The 13,503-nt window shown below is 59.5% G+C and carries 12 protein-coding genes; 7 read left to right on the top strand and 5 right to left on the bottom strand.

Features of this window, described 5'->3' with window-relative positions; genetic code table 11:
- Positions 1–150: 150 nt before the first annotated feature.
- The 3 genes from H9X86_RS10680 to H9X86_RS10670 are packed head-to-tail and all read right to left on the bottom strand — an operon-like array spanning position 151 to position 3,198.
- On the bottom strand, positions 151–498 hold the full coding sequence (locus H9X86_RS10680) for a DUF1667 domain-containing protein (RefSeq protein WP_204901508.1): 348 nt from the start codon (positions 496–498) through the stop codon (positions 151–153).
- On the bottom strand, positions 495–1,754 hold the full coding sequence (locus tag H9X86_RS10675) for an NAD(P)/FAD-dependent oxidoreductase (protein ID WP_204901507.1): 1,260 nt from the start codon (positions 1,752–1,754) through the stop codon (positions 495–497). Before H9X86_RS10675 ends, H9X86_RS10680 begins: the two co-directional genes overlap by 4 nt.
- On the bottom strand, positions 1,747–3,198 hold the full coding sequence (locus H9X86_RS10670; protein ID WP_204901506.1) for an FAD-dependent oxidoreductase: 1,452 nt from the start codon (positions 3,196–3,198) through the stop codon (positions 1,747–1,749). Before H9X86_RS10670 ends, H9X86_RS10675 begins: the two co-directional genes overlap by 8 nt.
- Positions 3,199–3,560: 362 nt before the next feature.
- Between H9X86_RS10670 and glpK the strand changes: the two genes are divergently transcribed.
- A complete protein-coding gene (gene glpK, locus H9X86_RS10665) occupies positions 3,561–5,060 on the top strand; it encodes a glycerol kinase GlpK (protein WP_204901505.1) in 1,500 nt (499 codons plus the stop codon).
- A 256-nt stretch (positions 5,061–5,316) separates the two neighbouring features.
- Here glpK and H9X86_RS10660 read toward each other — a convergent pair whose 3' ends face one another.
- Entirely contained in the window at positions 5,317–5,859 is a 543-nt protein-coding gene (locus H9X86_RS10660; protein WP_204901504.1) for a hypothetical protein, read from the bottom strand.
- Between the two features lie 16 nt (positions 5,860–5,875).
- Positions 5,876–7,477 carry a peptide chain release factor 3 gene (locus H9X86_RS10655; RefSeq protein ID WP_204901503.1) on the bottom strand — a complete coding sequence of 534 codons (1,602 nt, stop codon included), beginning with the start codon at positions 7,475–7,477 and terminating at the stop codon, positions 5,876–5,878.
- A 216-nt stretch (positions 7,478–7,693) separates the two neighbouring features.
- Here H9X86_RS10655 and H9X86_RS10650 point away from each other — a divergent pair, with 216 nt between their 5' ends.
- The 6 genes from H9X86_RS10650 to H9X86_RS10625 all read left to right on the top strand — a co-directional run bounded on the left by H9X86_RS10650 (position 7,694) and on the right by H9X86_RS10625 (position 13,375).
- The gene (locus tag H9X86_RS10650; protein WP_204901502.1) at positions 7,694–7,921 is read left to right on the top strand and encodes a hypothetical protein; all 228 of its coding nucleotides are present in this window, start codon (positions 7,694–7,696) and stop codon (positions 7,919–7,921) included.
- Positions 7,922–8,124: 203 nt separating this feature from the next.
- A complete protein-coding gene (gene polA / locus H9X86_RS10645; RefSeq protein ID WP_204901501.1) occupies positions 8,125–10,788 on the top strand; it encodes a DNA polymerase I in 2,664 nt (887 codons plus the stop codon).
- A gap of 14 nt (positions 10,789–10,802) precedes the next feature.
- A complete protein-coding gene (gene rimI, locus H9X86_RS10640; protein ID WP_346011464.1) occupies positions 10,803–11,267 on the top strand; it encodes a ribosomal protein S18-alanine N-acetyltransferase in 465 nt (154 codons plus the stop codon).
- A complete protein-coding gene (locus H9X86_RS10635; RefSeq protein ID WP_204901500.1) occupies positions 11,245–11,877 on the top strand; it encodes a GNAT family N-acetyltransferase in 633 nt (210 codons plus the stop codon). Before rimI ends, H9X86_RS10635 begins: the two co-directional genes overlap by 23 nt.
- Positions 11,874–12,884, top strand: coding sequence for a tRNA (adenosine(37)-N6)-threonylcarbamoyltransferase complex transferase subunit TsaD (tsaD, locus tag H9X86_RS10630; protein WP_204901499.1), 1,011 nt, complete (start codon positions 11,874–11,876; stop codon positions 12,882–12,884). The genes H9X86_RS10635 and tsaD overlap by 4 nt, the downstream gene beginning before the upstream one ends.
- A gap of 209 nt (positions 12,885–13,093) precedes the next feature.
- Positions 13,094–13,375: a DUF6514 family protein gene (locus H9X86_RS10625; protein WP_204901498.1), complete on the top strand. Its 282-nt coding sequence runs from the start codon at positions 13,094–13,096 to the stop codon at positions 13,373–13,375.
- Positions 13,376–13,503: the final 128 nt, after the last annotated feature.

Raw genomic sequence — 13,503 nt, 5'->3', positions numbered from 1 at the left:
GGAGTTGGGAGAACTCCAATTTGCGCATCATATTTGCCGTTATTCCCCAAACTATGACCAGAACCCCTGTTTTCGCTCAATGAAAACAGGGGTTCTTCGACAGTCTGAACCGTCGTACCCCATGGGGTACGACGGTTTTTTCTGCCTATATCATTTCATATCCCGGGTGGCAACCACGTCTACTCCAGTGCCCAGCAAGTCGTGAATGACCACCTGTCCCACGGTGACGGGGGCGGTAAGGGTCACCCTGTTCAGGGCATTCATGGCCTCAAACATCAGCTCCTTGGGAATGGGGGCAGTGGTCTTTACCGGCAGACGGCGGTGCAGACCGCCCTCCACCCGTACGGTGCTGGTGAGCACCCGGGTGGGGTGGAGCAGCTCAGTTTTGCCGTATTCAGCTCCTCTGGGGCAGCTATTTCCGGTAACGGTGTAGCCGTGTTCGTCATCCACCTGGAGGTGGCAGCCCTTGGGGCAGACAATGCAAATGAGGTTTTTCATCCTTCCGCCACCTCCTCAGCAGATACAGTCAGCCCGCCCACGGCCCGCTCCAGCAGCACACGGGGCAGGAAAATCTGCTCCATCTCGCCGGGGGCCATATGCTCCCGGGGGAACTGGGCAATCTGGTTGCCCCCCTCGTCCCGCACCACAATACGGCTTTTGTGGAACACTTGGCTGACCCGGAACATCACCTGGGCCTTGTCCGTGTCCAGGTGAATGAACTGGGGTACGGTGTACCCCACGCCGGGGCCGTTGGTGAGGGGGATGGCCGGGGCAGTTTGTACACTGCCCTGTACATAGGCTGCGGCAGATGCCCCGGCCCGCTGGCTTTCGGCGGTGACGTAGTCCACCAGGTCGTGGACGTGGAGCACGTTGCCGCAGGCGAAGATGCCGGGAATTTCCGTCTCCATGTTCTCATAAACCCTTGCCCCATTGGTGCGCCGGTCCATGGGAATCCCTGCCTGGCGGGTGAGCTCGTTTTCCGGGATGAGGCCCACGCTTAACAGCAGGGTGTCGCAGTCAAAGACCATCTCGGTGCCGGGGATGGGGCGGCGGTTGACATCCACCTGGCTCACAGTGACCTGTTCCACCCGGTTGTGGCCCCGAATGTCGGTGACGGTGTGGCTGAGGTACAGGGGGATGCCGTAATCCTCCAGGCACTGGACGATGTTTCGGGTCAATCCGCCGGAGTAGGGCATCACCTCCACGCAGGCCAGGACTTTGGCACCCTCCAAGGTCATGCGCCGGGCCATGATGAGGCCGATGTCGCCGCTGCCCAGGATCACCACCCGGCGGCCCACCATGTACCCCTCCATGTTCAGGTACCGCTGGGCGGCTCCGGCGGTGAAAATGCCCGCCGGACGCTCCCCGGGGATGGAAATGGCCCCCCGGGTGCGCTCCCGGCAGCCCATGGCCAGCACCACCGTCTGGGCCTCCAGAATCTGATAGCCGTGCTGGGCGCTGACGCAGTGAACTTGGTGGGGAGTACCGGGGAGAAGCTGAAGCACCATGGTGTCCAGCTGTACGTCCACATCGGTGGCCTGTAATTGGTGGATAAAACGCCCGGCATATTCCGGCCCAGTAAGCTCCTCTTTGAAGTGGTGGAGACCAAAGCCGTTGTGGATGCACTGGTTGAGGATGCCACCCAGCTCCTTGTCTCGCTCCAGAATTAAAATGCGGCGCAGGCCCTTGTCCCAGGCTTCACAGGCAGCTGCCAGTCCGGCGGGGCCGCCGCCAATGACGATGAGTTCATACATGTGCGTCCCCTCCTTGGGTTTTGGTCTCTCCGGTGAGCACATAGGTGCCCTCTTGATCCATGAGCACCTGGCAGGGATCCATCCCCAATTCCCGGGCGATGATGTCCTGCACTCTGGGGCCGCAGAAGCCGCCCTGACAGCGGCCCATGCCTGCATTGCACCGCCGTTTTACCCCGTTGATGGTGTAAGGGGGGATGGGGGCATGAAGGCTGGCCACGATCTCCCCCTCAGTGACCGTCTCACACCGGCAGATCACCCGGCCATATCGGGGGTCCTGGGCGATGAGGGCGTTTTTCTCCTCGGGGGACAGGGTGTGGAACACCACATGGGTGCGCTGATCCACAAAATCCTTCTTGGGTTCCAGCTGCGGCTCCTTCTCCAAAATCCGCCCACAGGCCCACTTGCCAATGGCGGCGGCGCTGGCCAGTCCGGGGGACTTGATGCCCGCCAGGTCGAAGAAGCCGGGGTGGTTGACGCTCTCCTCCAAAATGAAGTCGGAGCGGGTGGAGTTGGCCCGCAGCCCGGCGAAGTTGCGGATGTTCTCCCGGAAGTTCAGCCCCGGCACCGAGCGCTTGGCCTGGGTGGCCACAAAGTCCAGCCCCTGAGCGGTGTTGCCCAGATCCAGACGATCCACCACCGGCTGTGCGTTGGGGCCGACGATGAGATTGCCGTGGATGGTGGGGGCCACCAGCACCCCCTTGCCGTTTTGATTGGGACACTGGAATACCACATGGGACACCTGCTCATGCTGGCTCTTATCCATGAGGTAGTATTCCCCCCGGTTGGGGGTGATATGGTAGTCCGGTTGTTCCAACAGCCCATGCACTTGGTCGGCAAACACTCCGGCGGCATTGAACACATAGCGGCCCTCAAACACCCCCTTAGGGGTGGTGACGGCGTAGCCGCCGTCTATGGGGGTGATGGCAGTCACGGGCGCACAGCGGTGCAGTTCCGCTCCGTTGCCCACCGCCACCTCGGCCATGGCCAGGGCGTACTGCCAGGGATCTACAATGCCGGCGGTGGGAGCGTACAGAGCACCCATCACGGTGGGGCTGAGGTTGGGTTCCCTTTGATGGACTTGCTGGGCATCCCACAGCTCCAGACCCGGTACGCCGTTTTGGATGCCTCGGTCATAGAGGGTGCGCAGGGTGGAGAGGTCTGCCTCGTCAAAGGCTACCACCAGACTGCCCACCCGGGCGAAGGGGACGTCCAGCTTGGCGCAGATTTCCCCGGCCATGGCGTTGCCCTCCACATTGAGCTGGGCCATGAGGGTACCCGGCTCCGGGTCATACCCGGCATGGATGATGGCGCTGTTGGCCTTGGTGGTGCCGTTTGCCACGTCGTTTTGCGCCTCCAAAATGGCAATGCGCAGGGGATATCGGGCCAAGTGATAGGCAGCTGCGGCCCCCACTACGCCGCAGCCTATGATGATGATGTCATACACGGCGCACGCCTCCTTTCAAACGAAAAAACGCAACACAGAACAGCCCCACTTTCAGCGGATGCCCACCTGCGCTGCGCCCAATCTGTTGTTGGCTTCATCATATCAGCTTTGTGCATAAAATGCAAGTGCAAGCGGCGACATAGACATATAATGTGCAATATAGCCAAAGACTCCGGCGGGTTTGCGTCGTATCGCTGATTTTTGGGAGGCGGGGAGGGGAGCACTTTACAGAACAGAGCAAATCTGTCATAATGAAACCGACCCTGGAGGATGAGGAGCAGGACGGGCGAGAGGCACAGTCGCCGGTTGTGCTCTTTTTTGTTATAAAAAAGGCGTGGACAGAACACAGGAGGCGGATGGGAATGAAGCAATATGTAATCGCCCTAGATCAAGGCACCACCAGCAGCCGCTGTATCATCTTTGACCGACAACAGAACATCATCGCACTGGAGCAGCGGGAGTTTGACCAGCACTACCCCAAGCCCGGATGGGTGGAGCACGACCCCATGGAGATCTACTCCACTCAGTACGGGGTGCTCATTGAGGCGCTGGTGGCCAACAGCATTGACCCCGCTGACATTGCCGCCATCGGCATCACCAACCAGCGGGAGACCACCGTGGTGTGGGACAAGGACACCGGACGGCCCATTTACAACGCCATTGTGTGGCAGTGTCGGCGCACCGCCTCCCTGTGCGAGGAACTGAAACGGGACGAGGCATTTACTGAATATGTGAAGGAGCACACGGGCCTGCTCATAGATGCCTACTTCTCCGCCACCAAAATCCAGTGGATCCTGGATCATGTGGAGGGGGCCAGGGAGAAGGCCAAAGCGGGCAAGCTGCTCTTTGGCACGGTGGACAGCTGGCTCATTTGGAAGCTCACCGGCGGAAAGGTGCACGTCACCGACTACACCAACGCCAGCCGTACCATGCTCTATAATATCAAGGATTTGAAATGGGATGCCTCCATCTGTGAGAAGCTGGACATCCCCATGAATATGCTGCCCCAGGTGTGCAACTCCAGTGAGATCTATGGTTATGTGAATCTTCAGGGGGTGGAGGTGCCCATTGCGGGCATTGCCGGGGACCAGCAGGCCGCCCTCTTCGGCCAGACCTGTTTTGAGCCGGGCAAGGCCAAAAATACCTACGGGACCGGCTGCTTTTTGCTGATGAATACGGGGGATAAGCTCTACCGCAGTGAGAACGGACTCATCAGCACCATTGCCATTGGTTTGAATGGTAAGGTGCAGTACGCCCTGGAGGGCAGTGTGTTTGTGGGGGGAGCGGTGATCCAGTGGGTGCGGGACGAGCTGCGCTTCATCACTGAGTCCCGGGATGCGGAGTATTATGCCCAGAAGGTGCCGGACACGGGAGGTGTGTACCTGGTGCCTGCCTTCACCGGTCTGGGTGCGCCCCACTGGGATATGTATGCCCGGGGCTGCCTCATCGGCATCACCCGGGGCACCACCCGGGAGCACATCATCCGAGCTGCCCAGGAGTCCATCGCCTACCAGAGCTACGACCTGGTGGAGGCCATGGAGAAGGACACCGGCATCCACCTCACCGAGCTGTGTGTGGATGGGGGTGCGTCCCGGGACAAGTTCCTCATGCAGTTCCAGGCCGACATTCTGGGCAAGCAGGTGCGTCGGCCCATGATCCGGGAGACCACAGCCCTGGGTGCTGCCTACCTGGCGGGGTTGGCCACGGGAGTGTGGAAGGACTTGGAGGAGATCAAGGCCCAGTGGACCCTGGATCATCTGTACACCCCGGATATGGAGGATGAGAGACGGGAGAAGCTGCTGCGGGGCTGGCACAAGGCAGTGGGCCGCAGCTGCGGCTGGATCGACCCCCAGGAGACATAAGAACATAACAAAGACCGCCCTCGTCGGAGGGCGGTCTTTGTTGTGCGTGTCGAAAAAGTTCGACACGTTTCTCAAAAATGCAAGCATTTTTTCGAGGGTATGCAGCCCGCTGCATGCACCCTTGGGTCAAAGGGCGACCCAAGGCCACACTGGCGGGCCGAGAAGTGTTTTTTTCGATGCACATGTCCTCGAAAAAACAGATTTCAATTTATTTTCCCGCCTTGGGGCGGGAAAACTCTGCCGAGGGCGGTCTTTGTTATGTTTCGCTGTCCTTCCACGGGGAATTATTCTCCGGTGAGAGATATTGCATCAAATAGGATATGTCTGTGCGGTTGAGAATATAGGAAAAGTCCGTCTTGTTGCTGTGAAACTCCACATAGACTCCGTTGGAACGGCCATTGGGGTCGTTCAGGGGCACATCCCACAGGCGCATCGTGGCCTCGTCGCCATAGGACAAGGTGGCCTCGGGCACTTCGTCCGGCCGCTGACCGGGCACCATGCCGGAGCCCAGGGCGGAGAGAATGTTGTATACGCCGTAGACGTTGTCGGGGTCGATGCGCAGGGATTGACCGTCCACCTCAGCCCGCAGGTTCTCCTTGTAGTAAGCCCGGGTGGTACATTCGGACAGATGGGAGACAAACTGCTTGTACTGATACTGGTGGAACATAATTCGAACTCCAGGGTACATAGTCACAGCCAGTACCATCACGGCAATGGCCACCAGAGCAAGGATCAAGGGCTTTCCGCTGCGGCTTTTCCGCTCCCTGGCAGGGAGAATATTCTCATACATACCAGACATAGGGGCACTCCTTTCTTTAGAACTGGGCGCCGCCAAACTCCAGCAGGGTCAGCTGTTTGTTCCGGTCAGCCGTCCAGTTGATGGACCAGCCGGAGGCGAAGAGGAGCAGCTGGTTGCCCTTGTAGTCCTCCACCAGCATGGCATCGTTGGGCAGCACCAGGTCGTCAGAGCGCAGGGGTTGGTCTCCATCGTGCTCGATCCAGCGCAGGAACTGGTAGGGCAGACCCTCCACATACAGGTCTACCCCATACTCATTGCGCAGGCGGTACTCCAGCACGTCAAATTGCAGGGTGCCCACCACGCCCACAATGACCTCCTCCATACCGGAGTAGGGGGTCTTGAAGATCTGAATGGCGCCTTCCTGGGCAATCTGCTCCATGCCCTTGAGGAACTGCTTGCGCTTCATGGTGTCCAGGGGGCGTACCCGCTTGAAGTGCTCAGGGGCGAAGGTGGGGATGGGGTTGAACTGGAACTTGTGGGCGGCGGTGCACAGGGTGTCGCCGATGGAGAAGATGCCCGGGTCGAACACACCGATGATGTCACCGGCATAGGCCTCTTCGATGATCTCACGCTCAGCGGCCATGAGCTGCTGGGGGCGGGAGAGCTTGATCTTCTTGCCGCCCTGGACGTGGTAGACCTCTTTGTCTGCCTGGAACTTGCCGGAGACGATGCGCATAAAGGCGATGCGGTCCCGGTGGGCCTTGTTCATGTTGGCCTGGATCTTGAAGACAAAGGCAGAAAAGTCGTCGTCAAAGGAGTCGATGAGCTCATCTCCTGCCATACGGGGCAGGGGGGCGGTGGTCATGCGCAAGAAGTCCTCCAGGAAGGGCTCCACACCGAAGTTGGTGAGAGCGGAGCCGAAGAACACCGGGGAGAGCTTGCCGTGGCGCACCCGCTCCATGTCAAACTCACAGGAGGCGCCGTCCAGCAGCTCGATCTCGTCCACCAGCTGGCGATAGTGCTTCTCGCCGATGAGATTGGCCAGCTCCGGGTCGTCCAGATTTACCTCCGTGGCAATGGCCGCCTTGGCGTTGGTGTTGGAGGTGAAGTGGATGATCTTCTTGCGCTGGCGGTCGTACACGCCCTGAAACTCCTTGCCGCAGCCGATGGGCCAGTTGACGGCGTAGGTGTCGATGCCCAGCTCACGCTCCAGCTCCTGGCACAGGTCAAAGGGATCCTGGGCCTCACGGTCCATCTTGTTGATAAAGGTGAAGATGGGGATGTCCCGCATGGCGCAGACCTTGAACAGCTTCCGGGTCTGAGCCTCCACGCCCTTGGCGGCGTCAATGACCATCACGGCAGAGTCGGCGGCCATAAGGGTGCGGTAGGTGTCCTCGGAGAAGTCCTGGTGTCCGGGGGTGTCCAGAATGTTGATGCAGAACCCCTCGTACTGGAACTGCATCACGGACGAGGTGACGGAAATACCACGCTGCTTCTCGATCTCCATCCAGTCGGAGGTGGCGGCCCGGGCATTTTTCTTGCCCTTGACCACGCCGGCCTGGGCGATGGCGCCTCCGTAGAGGAGGAATTTTTCGGTGAGGGTGGTTTTACCGGCGTCCGGGTGACTGATGATGGCGAATGTGCGCCGCCGGTTGATCTCAGCTTCGTACAGTGACAATGGAACGACCTCCATATGATGAAATTGGGGAAGTTAGGCAAAACCACCCCATTGTGTATGATAATGGAGCAATTATACCACCGGAACAGGAAAAGGGCAACAGAAAAACGGGGGATTTATAGGAATGGATGGGGCAGAAACCCGGGATTGGGCATACAAGTGGCATAGGAGCCGTGGGAAACGCTGTGCTCCCAATCTGTTCCAGGAGGAAACGCCATGAACGCACTCAAAGCCGTACTCAGTGACAAGAAGTTCTGGGTGGCTCTGGTGGGCCTGGTGGCAGGCATTGCTGTGGCTCTGGGGTTTAATGAGAGCCTGGTTGCCACCATATCCGGTGGGGTACTTTCGGTGGTGTCGGTGATTTTGATGGCCCTGATGGGGGGCAAAACCGCCAAAACCACCACAACCCAGAGCCAGGACGACCAAGACCCATCCAATCAATAAAAGGAGCACCGCCACGGAGCGCAAAAACTCCGTGGCGGTGTGCTGGTTCGTCACGAATAGGCATGAAATACACCCCCAGTTCAACTGGGGGTGTTAGATAAAGGAAATCGTAGGGGAAAGGGCTGGGGATTGCCTTACATGGGGAAGAATGATATAATCAACCTTTAGTATTACACCCCATACCAGGGAAGGAGAGCCACACTATGAAGCTCATGGTCATCGACGGAAACTCCATCGTCAACCGGGCCTTTTACGGGGTCAGTCAGAATCTGTCTACCCGGGAGGGGCTGCCCACCAACGCCATTTTCGGCTTTGTCAACATCCTGCTGAAACTGTTAGAGGAGGAGAAGCCGGAGGGATTGGCGGTGGCTTTTGACTTGAAGGCTCCCACCTTCCGTCACCTGGCCTACGAGGGGTATAAGGCCCAGCGCAAGGGGATGCCTGAGGAGCTGGCGGTGCAGATGCCGGTATTGAAGCGGCTGCTGGACGCCATGAACATCCGCCGCTACGAACTGGAGGGATGGGAGGCCGACGACCTGCTGGGCACCATGGCCCGGGTAAACGGCCAGGAAGGTGGCCAGACCGTGGTGGTCACCGGAGACAAGGACTCTCTCCAGCTCATCACCGATTCCACCACCGTCAAGCTGGTGTCCACCCGCATGGGCCGCACCACCACCCGCAACATGACCCCGGAGGTGTTCCGGGAGGAGTACGGCTTCGACCCCATCCATATCATCGACCTGAAAGCCCTCATGGGGGACACCTCCGACAACATCCCCGGGGTCAAGGGCATTGGGGAGAAAACCGCCATGGCCCTGCTGGCCCAGTATCCCTCCATTGACGATCTGTACGCCAACCTGGACACCGTGGAGGTGAAGCCTGCCGCCCGCAAGAAGCTGGTGGAGGGGGAGGCGGATGCCCGGATGAGCTACGACCTGGCCACCATCCGCTGTGAGGCTCCCATGGACTTCCACCCTCAGGACACTCTGCGCCAGCCCTTCCACAACGATGAGCTGTACCAGCTGCTGCTGGAGCTGGAGTTTTCCAAGCTCATCGACAAGCTGGGGGTGCGGCCCACTTCCACACCGGTCGCCCAAGCTGTGGAAGAAACCCCCGAAATTCGGGTGGAGGGGGTGTACCTCACGGGCGAGGAGCAGCTGGCCCAGGTGCTGCCAAAGTGGCAGGCAGCTCAGTATGTGGTGGTGCTCCCCCTGCCCAATCTGGACGGGGTGACGGTGAGCCTCAGCGAAGGGGACAAGGACTGGCTGTACGACGTGCGCAGCAGCCGCTACGAAGGGGATTACCAGGCTTTCTTGGCCCAACTCTTTGGCCCTGGGGTGAAAAAGGTGGCCCATGGTGTCAAGGAACTGTGCGAAAAGCTGTTGGACGAGGGAATTCAAGGCGAAGGCTTTGTCTTTGATACCCAGCTGGCCGCCTATCTGTTGGACCCCACCGCAGGCAGCTATGACCTGCCCAAGCTGTCCATGCAGTATTTTAGAAAGGAGCTGGAGGAGTCCAGGGCCTGGCGGGACGAGGAGGCCTTCGAGGCCCTGCCTGACCAGGTGAAGGCCCAGACCAAATGGTATGAGGACAACGCCTTCATTGACGCCCTCTACGAGAAGCTGGCCCCCCAGCTGGACGAGCTGGGGCTGACCCGGTTGCTCCAGGAGATGGAGATTCCCCTGTGTTCCGTGTTGGCCAATATGGAGCGGCGGGGCGTGCTGGTGGACAAGGGGGCCTTGAGCCGCTTTGGCCAGATGCTCACCGGGCGCATTGCAGACACCCAGAAGGAGATCTATCAGCAGGCCGGGGAGGAGTTCAACATTCTCTCCCCCAAGCAGCTGGGCCACATCCTCTTTGAAAAGCTGGGGCTGCCCCCGGTGAAAAAGACCAAGACCGGCTACTCCACCAACGCTGAGGTACTGGAGAAGCTGCAATATCAGCACCCCATTGTCTCTCTGGTGCTGGAGTACCGGCAGCTGACCAAGCTCAACTCCACCTATGTGGAGGGGCTGAGTAAGGTCATTGCCCCCGACGGGCGCATCCACACCAGCTTCCAAAATACCGTCACCGCCACGGGGCGGCTGTCCTCCACCGAACCCAATTTGCAGAATATCCCGGTGCGTACCGCCCTGGGGGCTGAAATGCGCACTATGTTTGTCTCCCGCCCGGGTTGGGTGCTGGTGGATGCGGACTATTCCCAGATCGAGCTGCGGCTGCTGGCCCACATGTCCGGGGACGAGGCTATGATCCAGGCATTCCGGGACGGGGTGGACATTCACACCGTCACCGCCTCCCAGGTCTTTGGGGTGTCCCCAGACCGGGTGACGGCGGACATGCGCCGAGCGGCCAAGGCAGTGAACTTCGGCATCGTCTACGGCATCTCCCCCTTCTCCCTGTCCCAGGATATCCATGTGTCTGTGGCCCAGGCCAAGAGCTATATGGAGAAGTATTTCGAACACTACGCCGGGGTGCGGGCCTATATGGACGGAGTGGTGGAGCAGGGCAAGAGCCAGGGCTATGTGTCCACCATGTATGGCCGCCGCCGCTGGCTGCCCGAGCTGAAAAGCTCCAACTTCAACACCCGCAGCTTTGGGGAGCGGGTGGCGCTGAATATGCCGATCCAGGGCACTGCCGCCGACATCATCAAGCTGGCCATGATTCGGGTGGAGCAGCGGCTGGCAAAAGAGGGGCTGCAAGCCCAGCTGGTGCTGCAAGTCCACGACGAACTGATTGTGGAGTGCCCCCAGGAGGAGGCGGACACCGTGGCCAAGCTCCTTACCCAGGAGATGGAGGGGGTGGCTCAGTTGGCTGTGCCCCTTACCGCTGAGGCCAAGGTGGGCCAGACCTGGGCCGAAGCCCACTGATAGGAGGAAAAAACGTGAACTACACACTGACCCCCATGACCGCCGAGCTGATTCCCCAGATTGCGGCTCTGGAGCGGGCCTGTTTCTCCCACCCCTGGACGGAGAGTATGCTGAGGCAGGAGCTGTGGAATGAGGCTGCCGTCATCATTGTGGCCCTGCGGGAGGACGGCGTGGTGCTGGGCTACGCCGGATTGCAGACGGTGCTGGACGAGGGCTATATCAACAATGTGGCGGTGGCCGCCAACGTCCGGCGACAGGGCATTGCCGATGAACTGATTGCCGCCTTTGTGCGTTTTGGTCAGGCCAAGCTGGCCTTTTTGACCCTGGAGGTGCGGGCCTCCAACGCCCCCGCCATTGCCCTCTACATGAAGCACGGCTTTGCCCAGGTGGGACGGCGACGGGACTACTATGACGATCCCAAAGAGGACGCCATTTTGATGACACTGGAGTTTGACCATGGAACTGAAAACCCTCAATGAAAAGGAACTCACCGCCCTGTACCGGGACGAGATGGAATATGACTTTCCCAAAAGTGAGCTCAAGCCCCTGGGGGCCATGCTGCGCCTGATGGAGTTGGGCCAGTACGATCCCCTGTTGGTGGTGGAGAGCGGAGAGGCGGTGGGCTACGCCATGATGTGGCTGCCCAAGTCCCGCCAAGGCGCCCTTTTGGAGTATCTGGGGGTGCTGCGGGGCAAGCGCAGCGGAGGGCTGGGCTCCCACATTTTGCCCCTGCTGTTGGAGCGGTACGGGCAGCTGTTTGGGGAGGCGGAGGCCCCCACCAGTGACAGCGAGGAAGAAAACGACCTGCGCCGCCGCCGTATCGGGTTTTATCAGCGCAACGGGTTCCGGGTGCTGGACTACCAGTGCGCCCTGTTCGGGGTACACTTCAACTGCCTGTACTGCGGGCCCCAGACCGACGACCGGGCAGTAGAGCAGCTCCACCGCAGTGTGTACGCCGATTATTTTAGCCCCCAGCATATGAAACAGTATATCCAACTGCCTCTGAAGGAGGGGGAGGAGATTCATCCCGCCCCCGCCTGGACGGAGGAATATGACCCCTTGGAATACGAGAGAAAGGTGATTGTATGAAAATTCTAGCCTTTGAATCTTCCTGTGACGAGACCGCCGCCGCCGTGGTGGAGGACGGCCGCACCATTTTGTCCTCGGTGATTGCCTCCTCGGCGGATATGCACGCCATTTACGGCGGCGTGGTGCCGGAGATCGCTTCCCGTAAGCATGTGGAGGCCATTTCCGGCCTGGCCGACGAGGCTCTGCGTCAGGCGGGTGTGGACAAGTCGGACATTGACGCCGTGGCGGTGACCCATGCCCCTGGACTCATTGGCGCTTTGTTGGTGGGCGTTTCCTTTGCCAAATCGGTGGCCTATGGCTTGGGAGTGCCCCTGATTCCCGTGCACCATGTGCGGGGCCATATTGCTGCCAACTACATCGCTCATGCTGACCTGGAGCCGCCCTTTTTGTGCCTGTGCGTCTCCGGCGGCACCACCGCACTGGTGGATGTGAAGGATTACACCCATTTTGAAGTATTGGGCGGCACCCGGGACGATGCCTCCGGGGAGTGTTTTGACAAAATCGCCCGGGTGCTGGGGCTGGGCTATCCCGGCGGCGGCCCCATGGATAAAATGGCCCAGGGAGGCAACGACAAGGCCTACACCTTCCCCCGGGCCCATGTGGCGGACCATCCTCTGGACATGTCCTTCTCGGGTCTCAAGACGGCGGTGCTCAACACCGTCCACAATGCCCAGCAGAAAGGGGAGGAGCTGAACCTCCACGATTTGGCTGCCTCCTTTGCCGCCGCCGTGTCCGATACCCTGGTGCCCCGCACCATGGAGGCCAACCGGATGCTGGGCTACAACAAAATCGCCGTGGCCGGCGGTGTGGCCGCCAACAGCCGCATCCGGGCGGACCTGCAGCGGGAGTGCGACAAGGCGGGGGCCAAGCTGTGGCTGCCGCCCCTGTCTCTGTGCGGGGACAACGCCGCTATGATTGGCTGTCAGGGGTACTACGAATATCTGGCAGGTAATACGGCTGGGTGGGACTTGAATGCCCGGGCCAGCCTGGATATCTCCAAGGGATGACAATACTTCCACAGCACTTGTGCAAAATGTAGAAAATTTTCGCCGCGTTTTTGGAGAGTCCCCGGTGTGGGCCCATAGGCGAAGGTTTTTCCCCCATATCTTGTGGAAGTGTCGAAAAATGTCGAAATTTACGAACGGTTTTCCTTGCAATTCCTTTTTTCTGACTTATACTGTCTTTCAGAGAGAAGGAAAGGAGAGGAAAGGAAACATTGGATACCGGCGAGTTGTTTTTGGACACCCTGCGACTGCACGATGAGGCCGGGGTGGAACATTGCTTCGATTACTACATTGTGTTGGGGCACCTGGAGCTGGAGGAGTACTCCGGTGAGAGCTATGGCGTGAAGATCGAAGAGAAGGAAACGGGAGAGGTGGCAGTGGCGCCCCATGTGACCTGTCATTCCGCTGTCATCTACCAGCTGGCTCAGATATTATTGGTCAATCAGGTGACGCCCTGCACGTTGGTGGACGTCATTCAGGATTGGATTGCATAAAGAATTCGCGCCCTCCCGGGTGATATGCTCCCCCTATGGAAGACAAGGAATTAGAAAAGTCTTCGATAGGGGGAGTTGTCATGTCCAGGCGAAGTAAGTACAGTGCGGAAGAAAAGTTGAAAATAGTA

Source organism: Pseudoflavonifractor capillosus (genome assembly GCF_016902575.1).
Taxonomy (GTDB): domain Bacteria; phylum Bacillota; class Clostridia; order Oscillospirales; family Oscillospiraceae; genus Enterenecus; species Enterenecus capillosus_A.
This window is presented reverse-complemented; position numbering and strand designations above follow the sequence as displayed.